This window comes from Psychrobacillus insolitus (assembly GCF_003254155.1).
Taxonomy (GTDB): Bacteria; Bacillota; Bacilli; order Bacillales_A; family Planococcaceae; genus Psychrobacillus; species Psychrobacillus insolitus.
This window is the reverse complement of sequence record NZ_QKZI01000008.1, coordinates 110,464-124,290: the sequence shown is the minus strand read 5'-3', so window position 1 is coordinate 124,290 and position 13,827 is coordinate 110,464. Positions and strand designations below refer to the sequence as shown.

General features: G+C 37.3%; 13 protein-coding genes and 1 rRNA gene. 2 read left to right on the top strand and 12 right to left on the bottom strand.

Annotated features, from left to right (window positions below):
- The 4 genes from C7437_RS14550 to C7437_RS14535 all read right to left on the bottom strand — a co-directional run.
- Positions 1-91, bottom strand: a 16S ribosomal RNA gene (locus C7437_RS14550); the annotation flags it as partial.
- A 473-nt stretch (positions 92-564) separates the two neighbouring features.
- A complete protein-coding gene (gene hpaB, locus C7437_RS14545; RefSeq protein ID WP_111440648.1) occupies positions 565-2,010 on the bottom strand; it encodes a 4-hydroxyphenylacetate 3-monooxygenase, oxygenase component in 1,446 nt (481 codons plus the stop codon).
- 179 nt (positions 2,011-2,189) lie between these two features.
- Positions 2,190-4,061 carry an N-6 DNA methylase gene (locus tag C7437_RS14540; protein WP_111440646.1) on the bottom strand — a complete coding sequence of 624 codons (1,872 nt, stop codon included), beginning with the start codon at positions 4,059-4,061 and terminating at the stop codon, positions 2,190-2,192.
- A gap of 150 nt (positions 4,062-4,211) precedes the next feature.
- Positions 4,212-4,550 (bottom strand): winged helix-turn-helix transcriptional regulator, encoded by a 339-nt coding sequence (locus C7437_RS14535; RefSeq protein ID WP_111440644.1) that lies wholly within the window; start codon positions 4,548-4,550, stop codon positions 4,212-4,214.
- A 120-nt stretch (positions 4,551-4,670) separates the two neighbouring features.
- Between C7437_RS14535 and C7437_RS14530 the strand changes: the two genes are divergently transcribed.
- Positions 4,671-5,729: an LLM class flavin-dependent oxidoreductase gene (locus C7437_RS14530; protein WP_111440642.1), complete on the top strand. Its 1,059-nt coding sequence runs from the start codon at positions 4,671-4,673 to the stop codon at positions 5,727-5,729.
- 12 nt (positions 5,730-5,741) lie between these two features.
- A complete protein-coding gene (locus C7437_RS14525) occupies positions 5,742-6,308 on the top strand; it encodes an NADPH-dependent FMN reductase (protein WP_111440640.1) in 567 nt (188 codons plus the stop codon).
- 63 nt (positions 6,309-6,371) lie between these two features.
- Here C7437_RS14525 and C7437_RS14520 read toward each other — a convergent pair whose 3' ends face one another.
- The 8 genes from C7437_RS14520 to phnM form a co-directional block, all read right to left on the bottom strand.
- Positions 6,372-7,229: a pirin family protein gene (locus C7437_RS14520; RefSeq protein ID WP_111440638.1), complete on the bottom strand. Its 858-nt coding sequence runs from the start codon at positions 7,227-7,229 to the stop codon at positions 6,372-6,374.
- Between the two features lie 197 nt (positions 7,230-7,426).
- Positions 7,427-8,281 (bottom strand): ABC transporter permease subunit, encoded by an 855-nt coding sequence (locus tag C7437_RS14515; RefSeq protein ID WP_111440636.1) that lies wholly within the window; start codon positions 8,279-8,281, stop codon positions 7,427-7,429.
- The gene (phnE, locus tag C7437_RS14510; protein ID WP_111440634.1) at positions 8,281-9,069 is read right to left on the bottom strand and encodes a phosphonate ABC transporter, permease protein PhnE; all 789 of its coding nucleotides are present in this window, start codon (positions 9,067-9,069) and stop codon (positions 8,281-8,283) included. Before phnE ends, C7437_RS14515 begins: the two co-directional genes overlap by 1 nt.
- A gap of 12 nt (positions 9,070-9,081) precedes the next feature.
- Positions 9,082-9,861 (bottom strand): phosphonate ABC transporter ATP-binding protein, encoded by a 780-nt coding sequence (phnC, locus tag C7437_RS14505; RefSeq protein ID WP_111440632.1) that lies wholly within the window; start codon positions 9,859-9,861, stop codon positions 9,082-9,084.
- Positions 9,862-9,948: 87 nt separating this feature from the next.
- Positions 9,949-10,989, bottom strand: a complete 1,041-nt coding sequence (locus tag C7437_RS14500; RefSeq protein WP_111440630.1) for a PhnD/SsuA/transferrin family substrate-binding protein — start codon at positions 10,987-10,989, stop codon at positions 9,949-9,951.
- Between the two features lie 119 nt (positions 10,990-11,108).
- Positions 11,109-11,912: a PHP domain-containing protein gene (locus C7437_RS14495; RefSeq protein ID WP_111440628.1), complete on the bottom strand. Its 804-nt coding sequence runs from the start codon at positions 11,910-11,912 to the stop codon at positions 11,109-11,111.
- Positions 11,902-12,624, bottom strand: coding sequence for a phosphonate C-P lyase system protein PhnL (gene phnL / locus C7437_RS14490; protein ID WP_111440626.1), 723 nt, complete (start codon positions 12,622-12,624; stop codon positions 11,902-11,904). The genes C7437_RS14495 and phnL overlap by 11 nt, the downstream gene beginning before the upstream one ends.
- A gap of 17 nt (positions 12,625-12,641) precedes the next feature.
- Positions 12,642-13,823, bottom strand: coding sequence for a phosphonate metabolism protein PhnM (phnM, locus tag C7437_RS14485; protein WP_111440624.1), 1,182 nt, complete (start codon positions 13,821-13,823; stop codon positions 12,642-12,644).
- Positions 13,824-13,827 lie beyond the last annotated feature (4 nt).

Genomic DNA, 13,827 nt, shown 5'->3' with positions numbered 1-13,827 from the left:
AAGAAGCAAGCTTCTTCATCATTCGCTCGACTTGCATGTATTAGGCATGCCGCCAGCGTTCGTCCTGAGCCAGGATCAAACTCTCCATAATAGTTGAGTATAAAACTCAACAAATTAGAACTAGTTTAAAAGCTCATTTTGTTTTGCTGGCATCATCATTAAATGATGTCAAAAATGTTTTGCTATCGAGCTAACCGAAGTTAGTCAATAAGCTGTATTTCTTAACGTTTTGCATGTTCAGTTTTCAATGTTCATTTCGTTATCATGTCGTTTTGACGACTTTTATATCATAACAAATCTTTTCGATGTTGTCAACAACTTCTTTATTTCATTTTCACAAGAATTTGTTGGTTAAAATGACAACTTGATAATCATACCACCTTCTTGATCTTTAAACAAGTGTTTTTTTCAACTTTTTAAAACAACACTTCACATCTAATATTCTACACAACATTTAGTGAAATTAGATATGAACCATCTACCATTATAATCGATTACCTTTTATATAAGATGTTCCTTCTCATGATAGATTATTTATTAACAGTTTAAAAAAGTCCGCTCGCGTTAATGCGGACTTCCTAACAATACGTCCTTCACTCGTTGCACATATGAATCTTTGTTGTAGGAATAATATAACTGGCTTGAGAGTCTAACAGGATCACCGAAGAAAAAACGTTCATACAATGTTTGCCTTGTGCCGAATGCACTCATCGTTAAGTCCCAAGCTAAACGAAAAAGTCTAACTCGATCCTCTGCGTTGTCATTACTTGACTGCAAATAATGATCTAGCTCATTCCTAATAGATGATTGGAATGCATTTTCAGTTGGGATAGACATCAATCCACTGGCACCTAAGAGTTGAATTATTTCTATAAACCTTGGATAGACCCTTGGGAATACATTCATAGTGATTTCTAGCGTCTTTCTATCCGGTTGCATATATCCACCATTATCAATTTTGGCTTCTACCTCTGATTTAATCACCAATGCTTTCATCGTTTCCAAAGCAATGATAATTTCTGATGCTTTTTCTTGCACATGTTGATATTCCTCAATGTTAATGGTTTCAATAATCGATTGAACAATCCCCAAAATGAATTCAGTTTTTACGATTTGCCTAGACGCTACTTGATGTTGTGTAAAAGGGAGGAACGAGCTCGACATCATAAATCGGTTGGATACTGAGACGTTATCGTAATAAAATACGCGCTTCCACGGAACTAATACATCATCAAATACGACGATGCTATCCATTTCCTCATACTTTGAACTCAAGGGATGATTAAATGTAGAGTCTCCTCCAACAAAAGACTCTCTACATATAAACTTCAGTCCTTTTGTATTGCTCGGGATCGAAAACGCAAATCCATTTCCCTCCTTCGCTACTCCTCCTGAAGAAATAACTAATAACTCATCTGTTATTCCGCCTTGTGTTGCGAGTAGACGGGCACCTTTTACAACGATCCCTTCTTCCGTTCTTTCTATTATCTTTGCAGCAATCGGTTCCTTTGAATTCTCCATATACAATTGAGTCCGGTTCACTTGGGGTTCAATGAATGTATGCGTCATAGATAGATCATTTTCTCTTACCATTATATAGAAGGAACTCAGATTTTCAGGAAAACAGTTTTTATTTCCATTTAACAAATAAGCGGATGATGCTAATGCCATTAACACTGTATTCATATAATCTGGACTTCTTCCCATTAGACCATTATTTGATCTTGCCCAGTGCTGCACCATTTCACGTCTCTTCACCAATTCTTCTTTCGTTTTTGGCTGTAAATAGGACGTACCTATTAGATTTCCTGTTGTTGGTGATGGATATGTCATTACATCCTTCAGTTCTTTTCTGTTCTGTAAGTCGTACAATGCCGCCTGACTTTTGATGATTCCTTTAAATGCAGGATGTTCCGAAATATTACCCGTAACTCGCTTGCCATCTACCCATACTTCTGATTGCAGTTGATCAATTCGTTCAATATATTGCTTTCCGGTAATGACTGACATACATATACACACTCCTAAATGGATTAGGCTACTTCATAATGGTATAGTATTACTATACCCCCTGGATTGTGACGAATTGGAAAATAAAGTGGAAGAAATACAAAAAAGCCCGCATCGATATGTTTGCGGACTTCATGTTGTTGGTGAATTACGGCTAAGTACACAAAATATGAGAAACTTCAACTTTCCCTATTTATTTTAGTAATGAGAAACGTATTAGCAATACCCATTTCTATGTACAATTTCTCTTTATTAGATTGTATCTCTTGTTTATGACGTTTAATTTTATCTTCTATATACTTTTTTTGTTCTATATATACTTGCATCATGGATTCCTGCTCTTTTAATGGTTTCATAGGAATGCTCAGCAACTCAACATCCCTCCTACTCAATGTAGATATTGTGGTACCAGAGAGTTTTGAAATTAGTTGGCACTGGCCTAACGGACTTTCTAAATAAGCTTTTAAATAGTGGGGGTTTAACTCTCCATGGCAACGAATACCAATGAAGTTCTGGGATAATAATACATTTTTCCGTTTTCCCGGCATAATTGCAACTTTTATCGCCTGTCCTCGAATGGATAATATAACGTCATTTTTTTGCAGCGTATACTTATCTGTTTGAACCTTCGAATCTATGTCGTAGTGAGCAACACAATCGAAATCTATTATTCCATCATGCACATCTGAAATTTTAATAACTTGAAACTTTCCACTGTCACTTTCTTTATTTTTCGAAACCACATTATAGCCCGAGAAAAAGGTTGCCCACTTGCTTAGCGGCGCCGTTTCTAATTCTTCTAAGGAAGAGAGATTGATTTCAACTTCCCCAAAATTAGGCAAAGTAAATTTATTGGAAAGCAAATATTTATGTGCAACTAGCAGCGCATCATTAATAGAAGGAATTTCTATGAATTTACTAAATCCCTCTAGCTCTCTACCTTTCTTGAAAACATTTACGATGTTTTCCACTTGGTTTTTCGGAAGAATTCGTTTGCCTTTATGTAATTCTTCAAATAAATGTTCTGCATTGATGAAGAGAATTTTCCCTTTTCTCGAAATACTTTTGGCTTTATTAATAATAACTAAATTGATTGGGACTGCAGTTGGTGTATACAATTTTGTAGGCAATGAAATAATTGCTTCTATATAATCTGCTTCCAACATTTTTTGTCGTATTACTTCTTCATTGCCCCCCCTAAACAAAGCTCCATCCGTCATTGTAATGATACCTTTTCCATTCGAATTTAATGAACTAATAAGATGCATTAATAACGCAATATCCCCTGCTTTGCGAGTTGGAATTCCTAAGTGATATTGGTTAAATGGATTTTTTTTGACCATTTCATAATTTTGAATAGGTAAACCAAATGGGCCATCTACAAAGGCATAGTCGAATGTTTTCAATTTCCCATTTGCATGATGGACCGGATCTGATAAACTATCCCCTTTTCGGATATGTTCTGATTGAATACCCTTTAAAAATAAACTGATTTTGGAAACTGCCCAATTATAATCATTTATCTCTTGCCCATATATATCAATATTGTTATTGTTTGCTTTTGAATATTCACTCAATTCAGTAAGTGTTCCACCAAAACCCGCAGTCCCATCGTAAAAGCTTCCTTTGGTTGGGTTTAGTAGCTGTATGACTAGCTGGTTTAAGTTTGCTGGTGTGCTAGCTGGATTTTTATAAGACGTTGTACCCTCTTCATATAATAAAGATGTTAGCCACTCATTTCGATCATCTGTTTCATGGATTACTTTTTTCATGATTGAGATTGAGTTTTTCAAGTCGTCCGAAGAAATTCGCTCCGGAAACGTTATATATTTAAATACAGATTTTAACTCTGTTACTTGAAGTTCAATTTGCTTTAACGCTTGGGCTATATCTTTGTGATTAAGATTTGGCTTGGTAAAAATAGTTGCCATTTGAAGACTTGGATAGTTTTTATGACCCTCTAAATGAACAAGTGTAGCAAGAATAAGCACTGTATCCAAATAGTGAGATTCTCCCACGTACCGTTTTATCTTTCCCAGCGTATCTTCCACTCTAAAACCTCCTTAGTATAGTTGTACTGCTAAATAGTTATACTAAGCATAACATATTTTTCTTAACTCCTCTAGCACTCTTAAAATTACTAAATATGGATATGTGAGACAAATCGAACAAAAAAAAGCCGTAAACATACGTTTACTGGCTTAATTACTTATTATATTCTTCTTATGCAGGTTATGTGCTGTTCCCCAATCATGCATTGCTACTAGTATTGGTTCTAAACTCTTTCCGTATTCTGTGATTGAATACTCTACTTTTGGGGGTACTTGTGCGTACACTTTTCGTGTAATAATATCCTCTTTCTCTAACTCACGCAGTTGGTTGGTTAGCATTTTCTGTGTAATTCCTGGTACACTTCTTTTTAACTCACTGAATCTTTTAGTACCTTGTTGCAACAAAGTTAATAATATAATTGGCTTCCATTTTCCAACCAATATGTTTAAAGCATCATCTACACGACATAGTTCAGGTTGTTTATCCATCTTTTTTCGCCCCTTAGTATCTTTTTGTATACTATAACACTTCAAAGTGCGTACTTACTTGTTTTATTGCTTAGAGAGATAATAGCATTATAGAAATTAAAGTGAAAGGTTGGATGAAGCATGGAGAAGTACCGTATTGATCAAAGTAAAGGACTTGAATTTGGACTATATACACTAGGAGACCACCTCCCAAATCCACATACAGGAGAACGGATTTCTGCCAAACAGCGGATTCATGAAATAATTGATTTAGCTAAATTAGCGGAACAAGCTGGCTTAGACTTTTTTAGTGTAGGTGAAAGTCATCAGGAATATTTTGCAACGCAAGCTCATTCTGTTGTTTTAGCAGCAATTGCTCAGGCAACTAGTAAAATTAAAATTTCAAGCTCTTCTACTATTGTTAGTACATCCGATCCTGTTCGTGTATATGAGGATTTTGCGACGATTGATTTGATATCTAAAGGGCGTGCAGAAATCATTGCTGGACGTGCTTCACGAATAGGACTTTTTGATTTACTAGGCTACAATGTTCGTGATTATGAAGAATTATTCGAAGAGAAATTTGAACTGTTATTGAAGATTAGTCAAGAGGAAGCTGTCAATTGGAGTGGCGAGTTCCGCGCTCCATTAAACAATGCTCGCGTTATTCCGCGTCCACAAAATGGATCGATGCCGATTTGGCGTGCAGTAGGAGGGCCGCCTGCAAGTGCTATTAAAGCTGGTAATGCTGGGGTTCCGATGATGCTTGCAGCTTTAGGTGGTCCAGCTACTAGCTTTAAATATTCTATTGATGCTTACCGGGAAGCTGCTGACCGCAGTGGTTTTGATTCATCGACTCTTCCAGTTGCAACAGCAGGCTTTTTCTACACAGCTGAAACAACCCAACAAGCCTTAAAAGAGTCTTATCCTCATATGAACAAAGGTTTGGAACTAATAAATGGACAAGGCTATCCAAAGCAACAATTTATACAAGGTACAGATACACGTAATGTGATGAATATTGGTAGTCCACAGCAAATAATTGAAAAGATTCTGTATCAGCATGAGTTATTTGGTCATCAGCGCTATATCGCTCAAATGGATTTCGGCGGCGTACCATTTGAACTCCTAGCGAAAAATATCGAGTTAATCGGCACCGAAATTTTACCAGCAATTAAAAAATATACAGCACAGAAATAGGAGTTGTCTAACATGAAAATTGTTGGTTTATCTAGTTCCATCGTCGGTTCGAAAACACGAACTGCAATGGACTATACATGTAAAACAATCACAGAAAAGTATCCAAATGTAGAAGTAACCTTAATAGACTTAGCTGAATATACCGTTCCATTTAGTGATGGACGCAATTATTTGGAATATGAAGGCGATGTAGGGTTTGTAACAAAAACGATTATGGAAGCAGATGCTATTATTATCGGAACACCGATCTTTCAAGCATCTATTCCAGCCACATTAAAAAATATCTTTGATTTACTTCCAGTCAATGCTTTTCGCGATAAAATTGTGAGTATGCTAATAACAGCTGGCTCTCCGAAGCACTACTTGATTGCGGAACAACAGTTAAAACCAATTTTAGCTTATATGAAAGCACAGATTGTTCAAACATACGTATTTATTGAGGACAAGGATTTCCTTCGTAAAGAAATTGTAAATGACGATGTGCTCTTCCGAATTGAACGTTTAGTTGAAGATACCGTTGTGTTGACAGAAACGTTTACAAAAATTCGAGAAGAAAAAGAAGCTATGTATGGGTTTTAAAGGTTAAAATTATAAAAGAGTTGTCTCCATGTCGTTTTTCAACGGCTATGAAGACAACTCTTTTTACTCATTTTGCGTAATAAATACACCGTTTCTGTAATCGGCATAAGCTTGTTTAATTTCTTCTTCTGTATTCATAACAAACGGCCCTCTTGCCACTACTGGCTCCATAATAGGTTCGCCTGCAAATAGTACTAAGCGTAGTTTTTCATTCGCAGAAACATTTATATAACTCATGTTTGTTGCATCCGCCGCTCCCAACCATAAAGCTTGGCCTTTATGAGCTACAACTTTGTTTTCCCCAAAAGTTCCACTACCTTCTAATATAAAGACAAAGCCATTGTAACTTCCAGGAAGGTCCTGGCTAACAGAAGCACCACTTTCCATAACCATTTCTACAAACGTGACAGGCACGTAATTCAGTGTATCCGACACAATATCACCTGATGAACCGGAAAAAACACGAATAATTGCGCCATCCTCCTGACGAATAGGCATATCTTCGGCACGCATATTTTGATAACGGGGTGCTGTCATTTTATCCTTACGAGGCAGGTTCACCCAAAGTTGAAGAGTATGGACCCTTTCACCATCAGCAGGTGCCTCATTATGAACGACCCCTCTGCCAGCAGTCATAAATTGTAAATCTTCTGCTTGTAATTTTCCACCATCTCCTGATGCGCTATCATAATGGTTAATAGCGCCATCTATAACGAATGTCACCGTCTCCATTCCACGGTGAGGATGTACGTCAAATGCCCCTTTTTCAAATTTATCTTCCATTAACAATAAGAAAGGATCATAGTCTTCCCAATATCCAGGTTCCAGAACTGCTCCAGCACTATGAACACCACTCACTTTTCGTTCATTTACTGTCCATACCTTTTGAATATCACGCGATTTCATATTTTCCATGTTCATTCTTACCATCCTCCTCTATAATCCTTACTATCAGTATAATTTAAGAAGAGATATTTAATAAGTACGCACTTTAAGGTGTTATAGTATCCAAAAAGATACTAACTACCATTTGACTTCTTCCGTTAAGGCTTTCTAATGCTACAAAGCTGCCTCCCTCAGATCAACAAGGGGGCAGCTCCGTGCAAATTACATTTAATTTACTTCGCTGTAGCTGGGAAATAACGATTTTTCAATCTCGTCGACATTAATTCTAAAATAATCGCTAACAATAATATCATATAAGTGATTAATCCAACTTCACGCATATCAAAGTAGAACCCGGATGCCATGAATAGTTCAAATCCAATACCACCTGCTCCGGCAGCTGCTCCCATAGCTACAGCTACTGAGAAGTTGATTTCAAATCGTAAAAACGTCCAGGACAACAAATACGTGAAAGTGGAAGGTACAACTGCATGAGTGACAATGTGCCACCAGCTAGCACCTGTTGCCTTTAGCGCTTCCATTATCCCTTTGTCCACTTCTTCAAAAGCTTCGGAAAATGCTTTTACTAAATAAGCAATGGAGTGAAAAAGCATTCCTAAAATAGCTGCTTCACTTCCTAGACCGGCTGCAATCGCAAAGATCAATACCCATAATACAGTTGGAACTGCTCGCACAATAGCAACGAAAATGCGCACTGTTTTAGAAATCCACTTATTAGATAAATTTGTCGCTGCCATCAGTGCTAAAAAGAATGCAATTACTGCACCTAAAATCGTGGATAGGAAAGCCAATCCAAGGGTAATACCAACTTGGTAAAAAGCTGCTCCCCAAGTGAAATGGCTAAGTCCAGGTTCTAAGAACATTACTTTTAAGTTGTATGCTGTTTCAGGAATAGCTTTTGCTAAATCCAAACCATCATAGTTGAAAAATAGAAATGCCATGATTGTTAATAAAGTAAGCGTACTAATTGTCCATTTCATTACCCGTTCTGATTTGTTACCTGTTTTTATTGAAATTTTACCATTCGCTTTTCGCTTTATATGTGGAGATATACTAATAGCTTCCATTATAGGATCACCTTCCGTATATGATTTGACATTAACTCAATAACAATTACGGATAGGACGATACAAAGTGTAACCAGTGCTACTGCATTATAATTAAGGGTTTTATAATAGAGGTCAAATGAGTAGCCAATCCCTGTTCCAGTTAATATACCAACAAGTGTGGCACTTCTGATGTTTGTTTCAATCATAAACAAAATCCAACTAATCATCTGTGGTAAACATTGGGGAATCACTGCTTTATAGACAATTTGAAAGTAAGTAGCACCAGTAGCTCTCAATGCCTCTACCGCACTTTGACTTGCTTCATCAATAGACTCGATAAAAGCTCTCGTTAAAAACCCAACTGAACCTACAAATAACGCTAAGTATCCTGTTACAGAGTTTTGACCAAACGAAAGCAATAATATCAATGCCCAAGCAACTACCGGAATATTACGTGCAACAGATGCAATGAATCGAGCAAACATAGCCAAAGCATTGCTTGTTCCAGTTGTTTTAGAGCCCATTAATCCTAAAAAGAGAGCAACAACCGTTCCTGTTGTAGTAGCTGCAATAGACATTAGAATCGTCTCCGCTAATTTCCCAAGTATTTTAGGCAATCTTTCAAGGCTTTCCTGCGTAACGAATAAATTGGAGAATATCCAAATAGCAGCATCTGGTAAAGTCGCAATTCCATGAACAATGTTAAAGTCCGTTATGTCCGATGATAAATACGTCAAGGCGATAATAATCCCAGCAAATAGTATCGTTTGCCACTTTCTTTGGTTTCGCATTACTTTTTCATTCACTATAATTGCCCCTTACACAGTCACTAACTGTCTTTTTTGAACTTTTGGTGTAGTTGTTCCGTAAATTAAGTCCGTGCTGTCCGTAGTAAGTTTATAACTCGAACCATCAAATACAATACCGCCTTTACTTAAACCAATAATGCGATCGGAATAGTCTCGTGCAATTTCCACTTGATGCAGATTGACGATACACGTAATATTCAGCTCCATCGTAATGGATTTTAAATAGTCCATAATTACTTTTGATGCATTTGGATCAAGGGAAGCAATCGGTTCATCACAAAGGACAATTTTGGGATCTTGAATGAGCGCGCGTGCTATACCTACACGTTGTTGCTGACCACCACTTAACTGATCACATCGTTTGTACGCATGGTCTTCTATTCCTAATTTTTTCAGTAGGTAAAAAGCTTGTTCTTTTTCATCTTCTGTAAATTTCCCTAGGATTCCTTCAAGCGTTGTTTTATATCCAAATCTACCATGTAGCACGTTTTCAATAACAGATAAGCGTGGCACGAGATTATAATGTTGAAAGATCATACCAATGTTCGTACGCATTTTACGTAGTTCTTTTTTGTTCAAACTGCCTACGTCTTGACCATCAAAAACCACGTTACCTTCGTCGATTTCGACCATTCGATTAATACAACGTAAAAGTGTAGATTTCCCAGCTCCAGATGGTCCTATAATTGAAACAAACTCTCCCGCTTCTACATTAAAGCTAACATCCTTTAAAACTTTGGTTTGTGCGTTATATGACTTCCCCAAATTCTCCACTCTAACTAAAGACATATATATTCGCTCCCTTTTAGCTTATTTATAAAACTAGAGCATGCACGTAAACGTATGCACACTCTAATTTTTCAAACATTTACTTTCTTACTTAGAAAGTTCACGAATTGGATTGAACCAAGCATCTTCTACTTTTGCGAATCTTTCATCAGCTGACCTGAAGAATAATCCTGACTCACCTGAATCTTCCGGAACAAAGATCTTTTCATTGTTCGCGATTTCATCTGAAGTAAATAATGCTACTAATGTGTCATAATCTTCTTGTCCTAATGCTTCTAAATTCGCTGCAAATGGAGCATTTAATACTGGTGTAACAGACATTAACATAAATTCTTTTCCAGTTACTGTGTTAAAAGGTTCTGCTGCATCGTCTTTCACTGTATATACAGATCCTACTGTGTTCGCTTCACCTTCTGTAACTTCTACATAGTTATCTACACATGTATCACAGAAAGCTGCAACCTCTGAATTGTTACTTAAAAGGTTAACCGCAGCTCCTTGATGCGAGTTACCGAATAATACTTGAGAGAATAATGGGCCGCCTTCCATCAAATCTTCTGCAACTAAATCTTCGAAGCCTGGTTTTTCTGCGTAATGAGCGATAATGGATGATGATGGAACAACAAATCCTGATGTTGAACTATTTGATACGAATGACATGCTTTTTTGTTCTAATGTATCTAACGAAAACTCTCCGTCTACTTTAAAGTCATCTTGTGCATCTACATTTACACCTAACCAACTATGGTATAGCGCGTCGTCTAATGTACCTGATTCACCTGTTGGTACAACTAATGGTTGAATTGCATCATTTCCATTTTTAGCTTCGATATAACCTTGTGCTCCCATGAATGCAATATCTGCATTATTATTAACCAATGTTTCAATAGCAATTGCATAGTCAGTTGTTAATTGATGTTCTACTGTTTTACCTGTAGCATCTTCAATTACTTTCCCAATCTCATCACGTGAAGATTTCATGTCTGAACCAGATTCGTTTGGATACCAAGCAATTTTAATCACATCATCCACTTCTGATTCCGATGCACCTGCTTCACCTTCTGAACATCCTGCTAGTAGTAGTGCTGCTCCTAAAAACATCGTGGTAATAGACCATTTTTTCTTCATTAATAATTCTCCTTTTCGCTAAATAAGATGGAATTGCAAAGTCATACCTTTATATTGAAACATAAATTATTTTCCATTTGTGTAAATTTACAGTATCTTCAAAAACTATTACTCTTCGTTTACATCTTTACAAATGAAGGACATACAATATCTCCAACTTCAATAGCTGCTCCGTACAACCCGTGATAGTCTGTTCCCCCGGTCATGATTAAGTCATATTTTTCAGCTAATGCTTCTATCCTCAAGAAATCTTCACTTGTATGATCAAAATGATTCCGTTCAATTCCATTTAAACCAATCTCGACAAGTTCTGGAATAAGGTCATAGGAATTCAACTGACCAGGATGCGCCACAACAGCTATGCCACCATCTCCCAGAATTGCTTGAACTGCATCAAATGCGTCGATGTATTCAACATCACCTGCAGCAACTCCTTCTCCTTTAAATAAGCTTTTGTATAGCTGCTTATATTCGGACGATGTATAGACTGCTTCTGTTAAATGTTGCATGATATGTTGTTTGTAAATGGTCTCGGACGGCATAGCTGTTTCTTTTATAGCCTCCATATTTAGCGCATATCCTGCATCCTTTATTTGTTCTATTTGCCATAAAGAATGCTTTTGGCGTCGTTCTAACAAAGGCTTACAAAGCTTCTGTATATGGACAGCTTCAGGCTGATAGTTGTATCCCAGTACATGTACTTTGCGATCTCTTTTAAAATCGTAAGCTGAAATTTCAATACCAGGTATGACCTTTATCCCATACTCTTCTCCAAGCTTCATAACTTCAGGTAGTCCTTTGACCGTATCATGATCGACAAAGCTGATATGCGTTACTCCATGCTCACTTGCCTTTTTCATCACTACTTCTGCAAAATCTGATCCGTCTGAATAACGACTATGGACATGTAAATCAGCTTTCATGAGTCACTGTTTCTTTCGCTAGAGTCAGTTCTCTTGTTTGCATATCGAAAACCTTGTCACAAAGGCCTTCCATGAATTCGATATCATGAAAAATACCAACTAATGTTGTGCCTTTGTTTTTCAATTTCTCGATCATTTCACGTACCCTCACCTTGGATTGCTGATCTAAACTCGCTGTTGGTTCATCTAGTAATAGAAGTCTTGGTTTTTTCACAGTTGCCATCGCAATATTCAGGCGTAATTTTTCTCCACCTGAAAATGTATTCGGGTAACTATCCCATAGCTTAGGGTTCATCTCAAAATGTGCCAATGCTTTTTCTGCTTCTATAAGTGCTACTTCTTCTGTTTCTCCCATTTCCAGCAACGCATTAATAACGAGCTGACGGCAGGTAGTTCTTGGCATAACATTTAAAAATTGTGATACATATCCGATTTCATATTTGCGTAAATACAACATCTCTCTTTCTGAGATCGTTGCCAAATCCACCAGTCCAAAACGCGCCGAATCGTATAAAATCTTTCCTGTATCGGGTAAATAGGAGCGATAAATACTTTTCAATATTGTCGATTTCCCACTGCCACTTTTCCCAACTATACCGATGAATTCTCCAGCTTCTAGGGAGAAATTAATATGTTCGGTTGCAGGCATCGTTTTTCCTAAATGATGAATAGTAAATCTCTTGCCAAAATCCGTTATTTCTAGCATTGTCATCTTCCTACCTCCTGCACTTATTTGATTCGGTAATGGGTTGTCGTTATTAAAGCTCCATTTACCATAGTTGCTGTCAACATCGGGTAGCCATCTTCCATACGTTCAATTACTAAAATATCGGCTTTCTTTCCAACTTTTATGGAGCCCAACTCATTGTCCATTCGTACTGCTTTAGCAGGATTAAGCGTGACCATCATGAACATCTTGTGTAGATCATTGTCGTACTTTTCATGCAAATCGAATATGGCATGCAGTAGTGCAGCTGGGTAATAGTCACTGCAGAGGATGTCTACACAATCGTTTGCAATGGCTTCTACTGCTGATAGATTTCCTGAGTGCGAGCCGCCTAGCATGACATTTGGAGCTCCAGCAATTGTGTGTAACCCAATTTCCTTCGCTTTTTGTGCAACTTCTAGTGTGATAGGAAATTCACTGATAGTTGTTCCAAACGATTTTACTAACTCAATTTTTTGAATGTTATCATCGTCATGTGATGCGACTGCGATACCTTTTGAAATAGCGAAATCTGCAACTTCCTTTATTTTTTCAATTGTTATGAGCTCCGTACTTTGGCGCTCTGCAATTAGTACATTCACATCATCATCCGAAATATTTCGGTACCCTTTTAATGTTTCACGGTAGACTTCTAGATTTCGATACTGCCCTTGCCCTGGTGTGTGGTCCATAAATGACAGCAAATGTACTTTGCCATCTTCAATATTTTTTACTAGTGTATCTATTTCATCCACATTGTCTATTTCAAAACGTGCATGCATACGGTGACGTATTAAATGTAGTTCTGTGTGCGTTGCATCAATGGCATCAACCATACGTTGTATATTTTCCGGATTTCTCATCGGTTTATGAGTAAACACATCTTCCCGGTAGAATGATAAAGAATGGAACATCGTCGTAATCCCGTGACTAATCAATATTTTTTCAGCTTCTCGTAAACTTATATTGAAGTCCATCATGCTTGTTGGTCTTGGAGAAGCAATTGTCTCAATATAGTCAGAATGGATATCGATGAATCCAGGGGAAATATATCCCCCTCTTGCATCAATTAGCACTGCATTCGGGAAATCCAAAACTTCTTCTTGTGGGATAATTGCTTGAATAATTTCACCCTCCACGACAACTGCAAACCCCGCAATAATTGCGCCTTCTGTTATGATCTTCCCGTTATGAATAATGTACATAGTG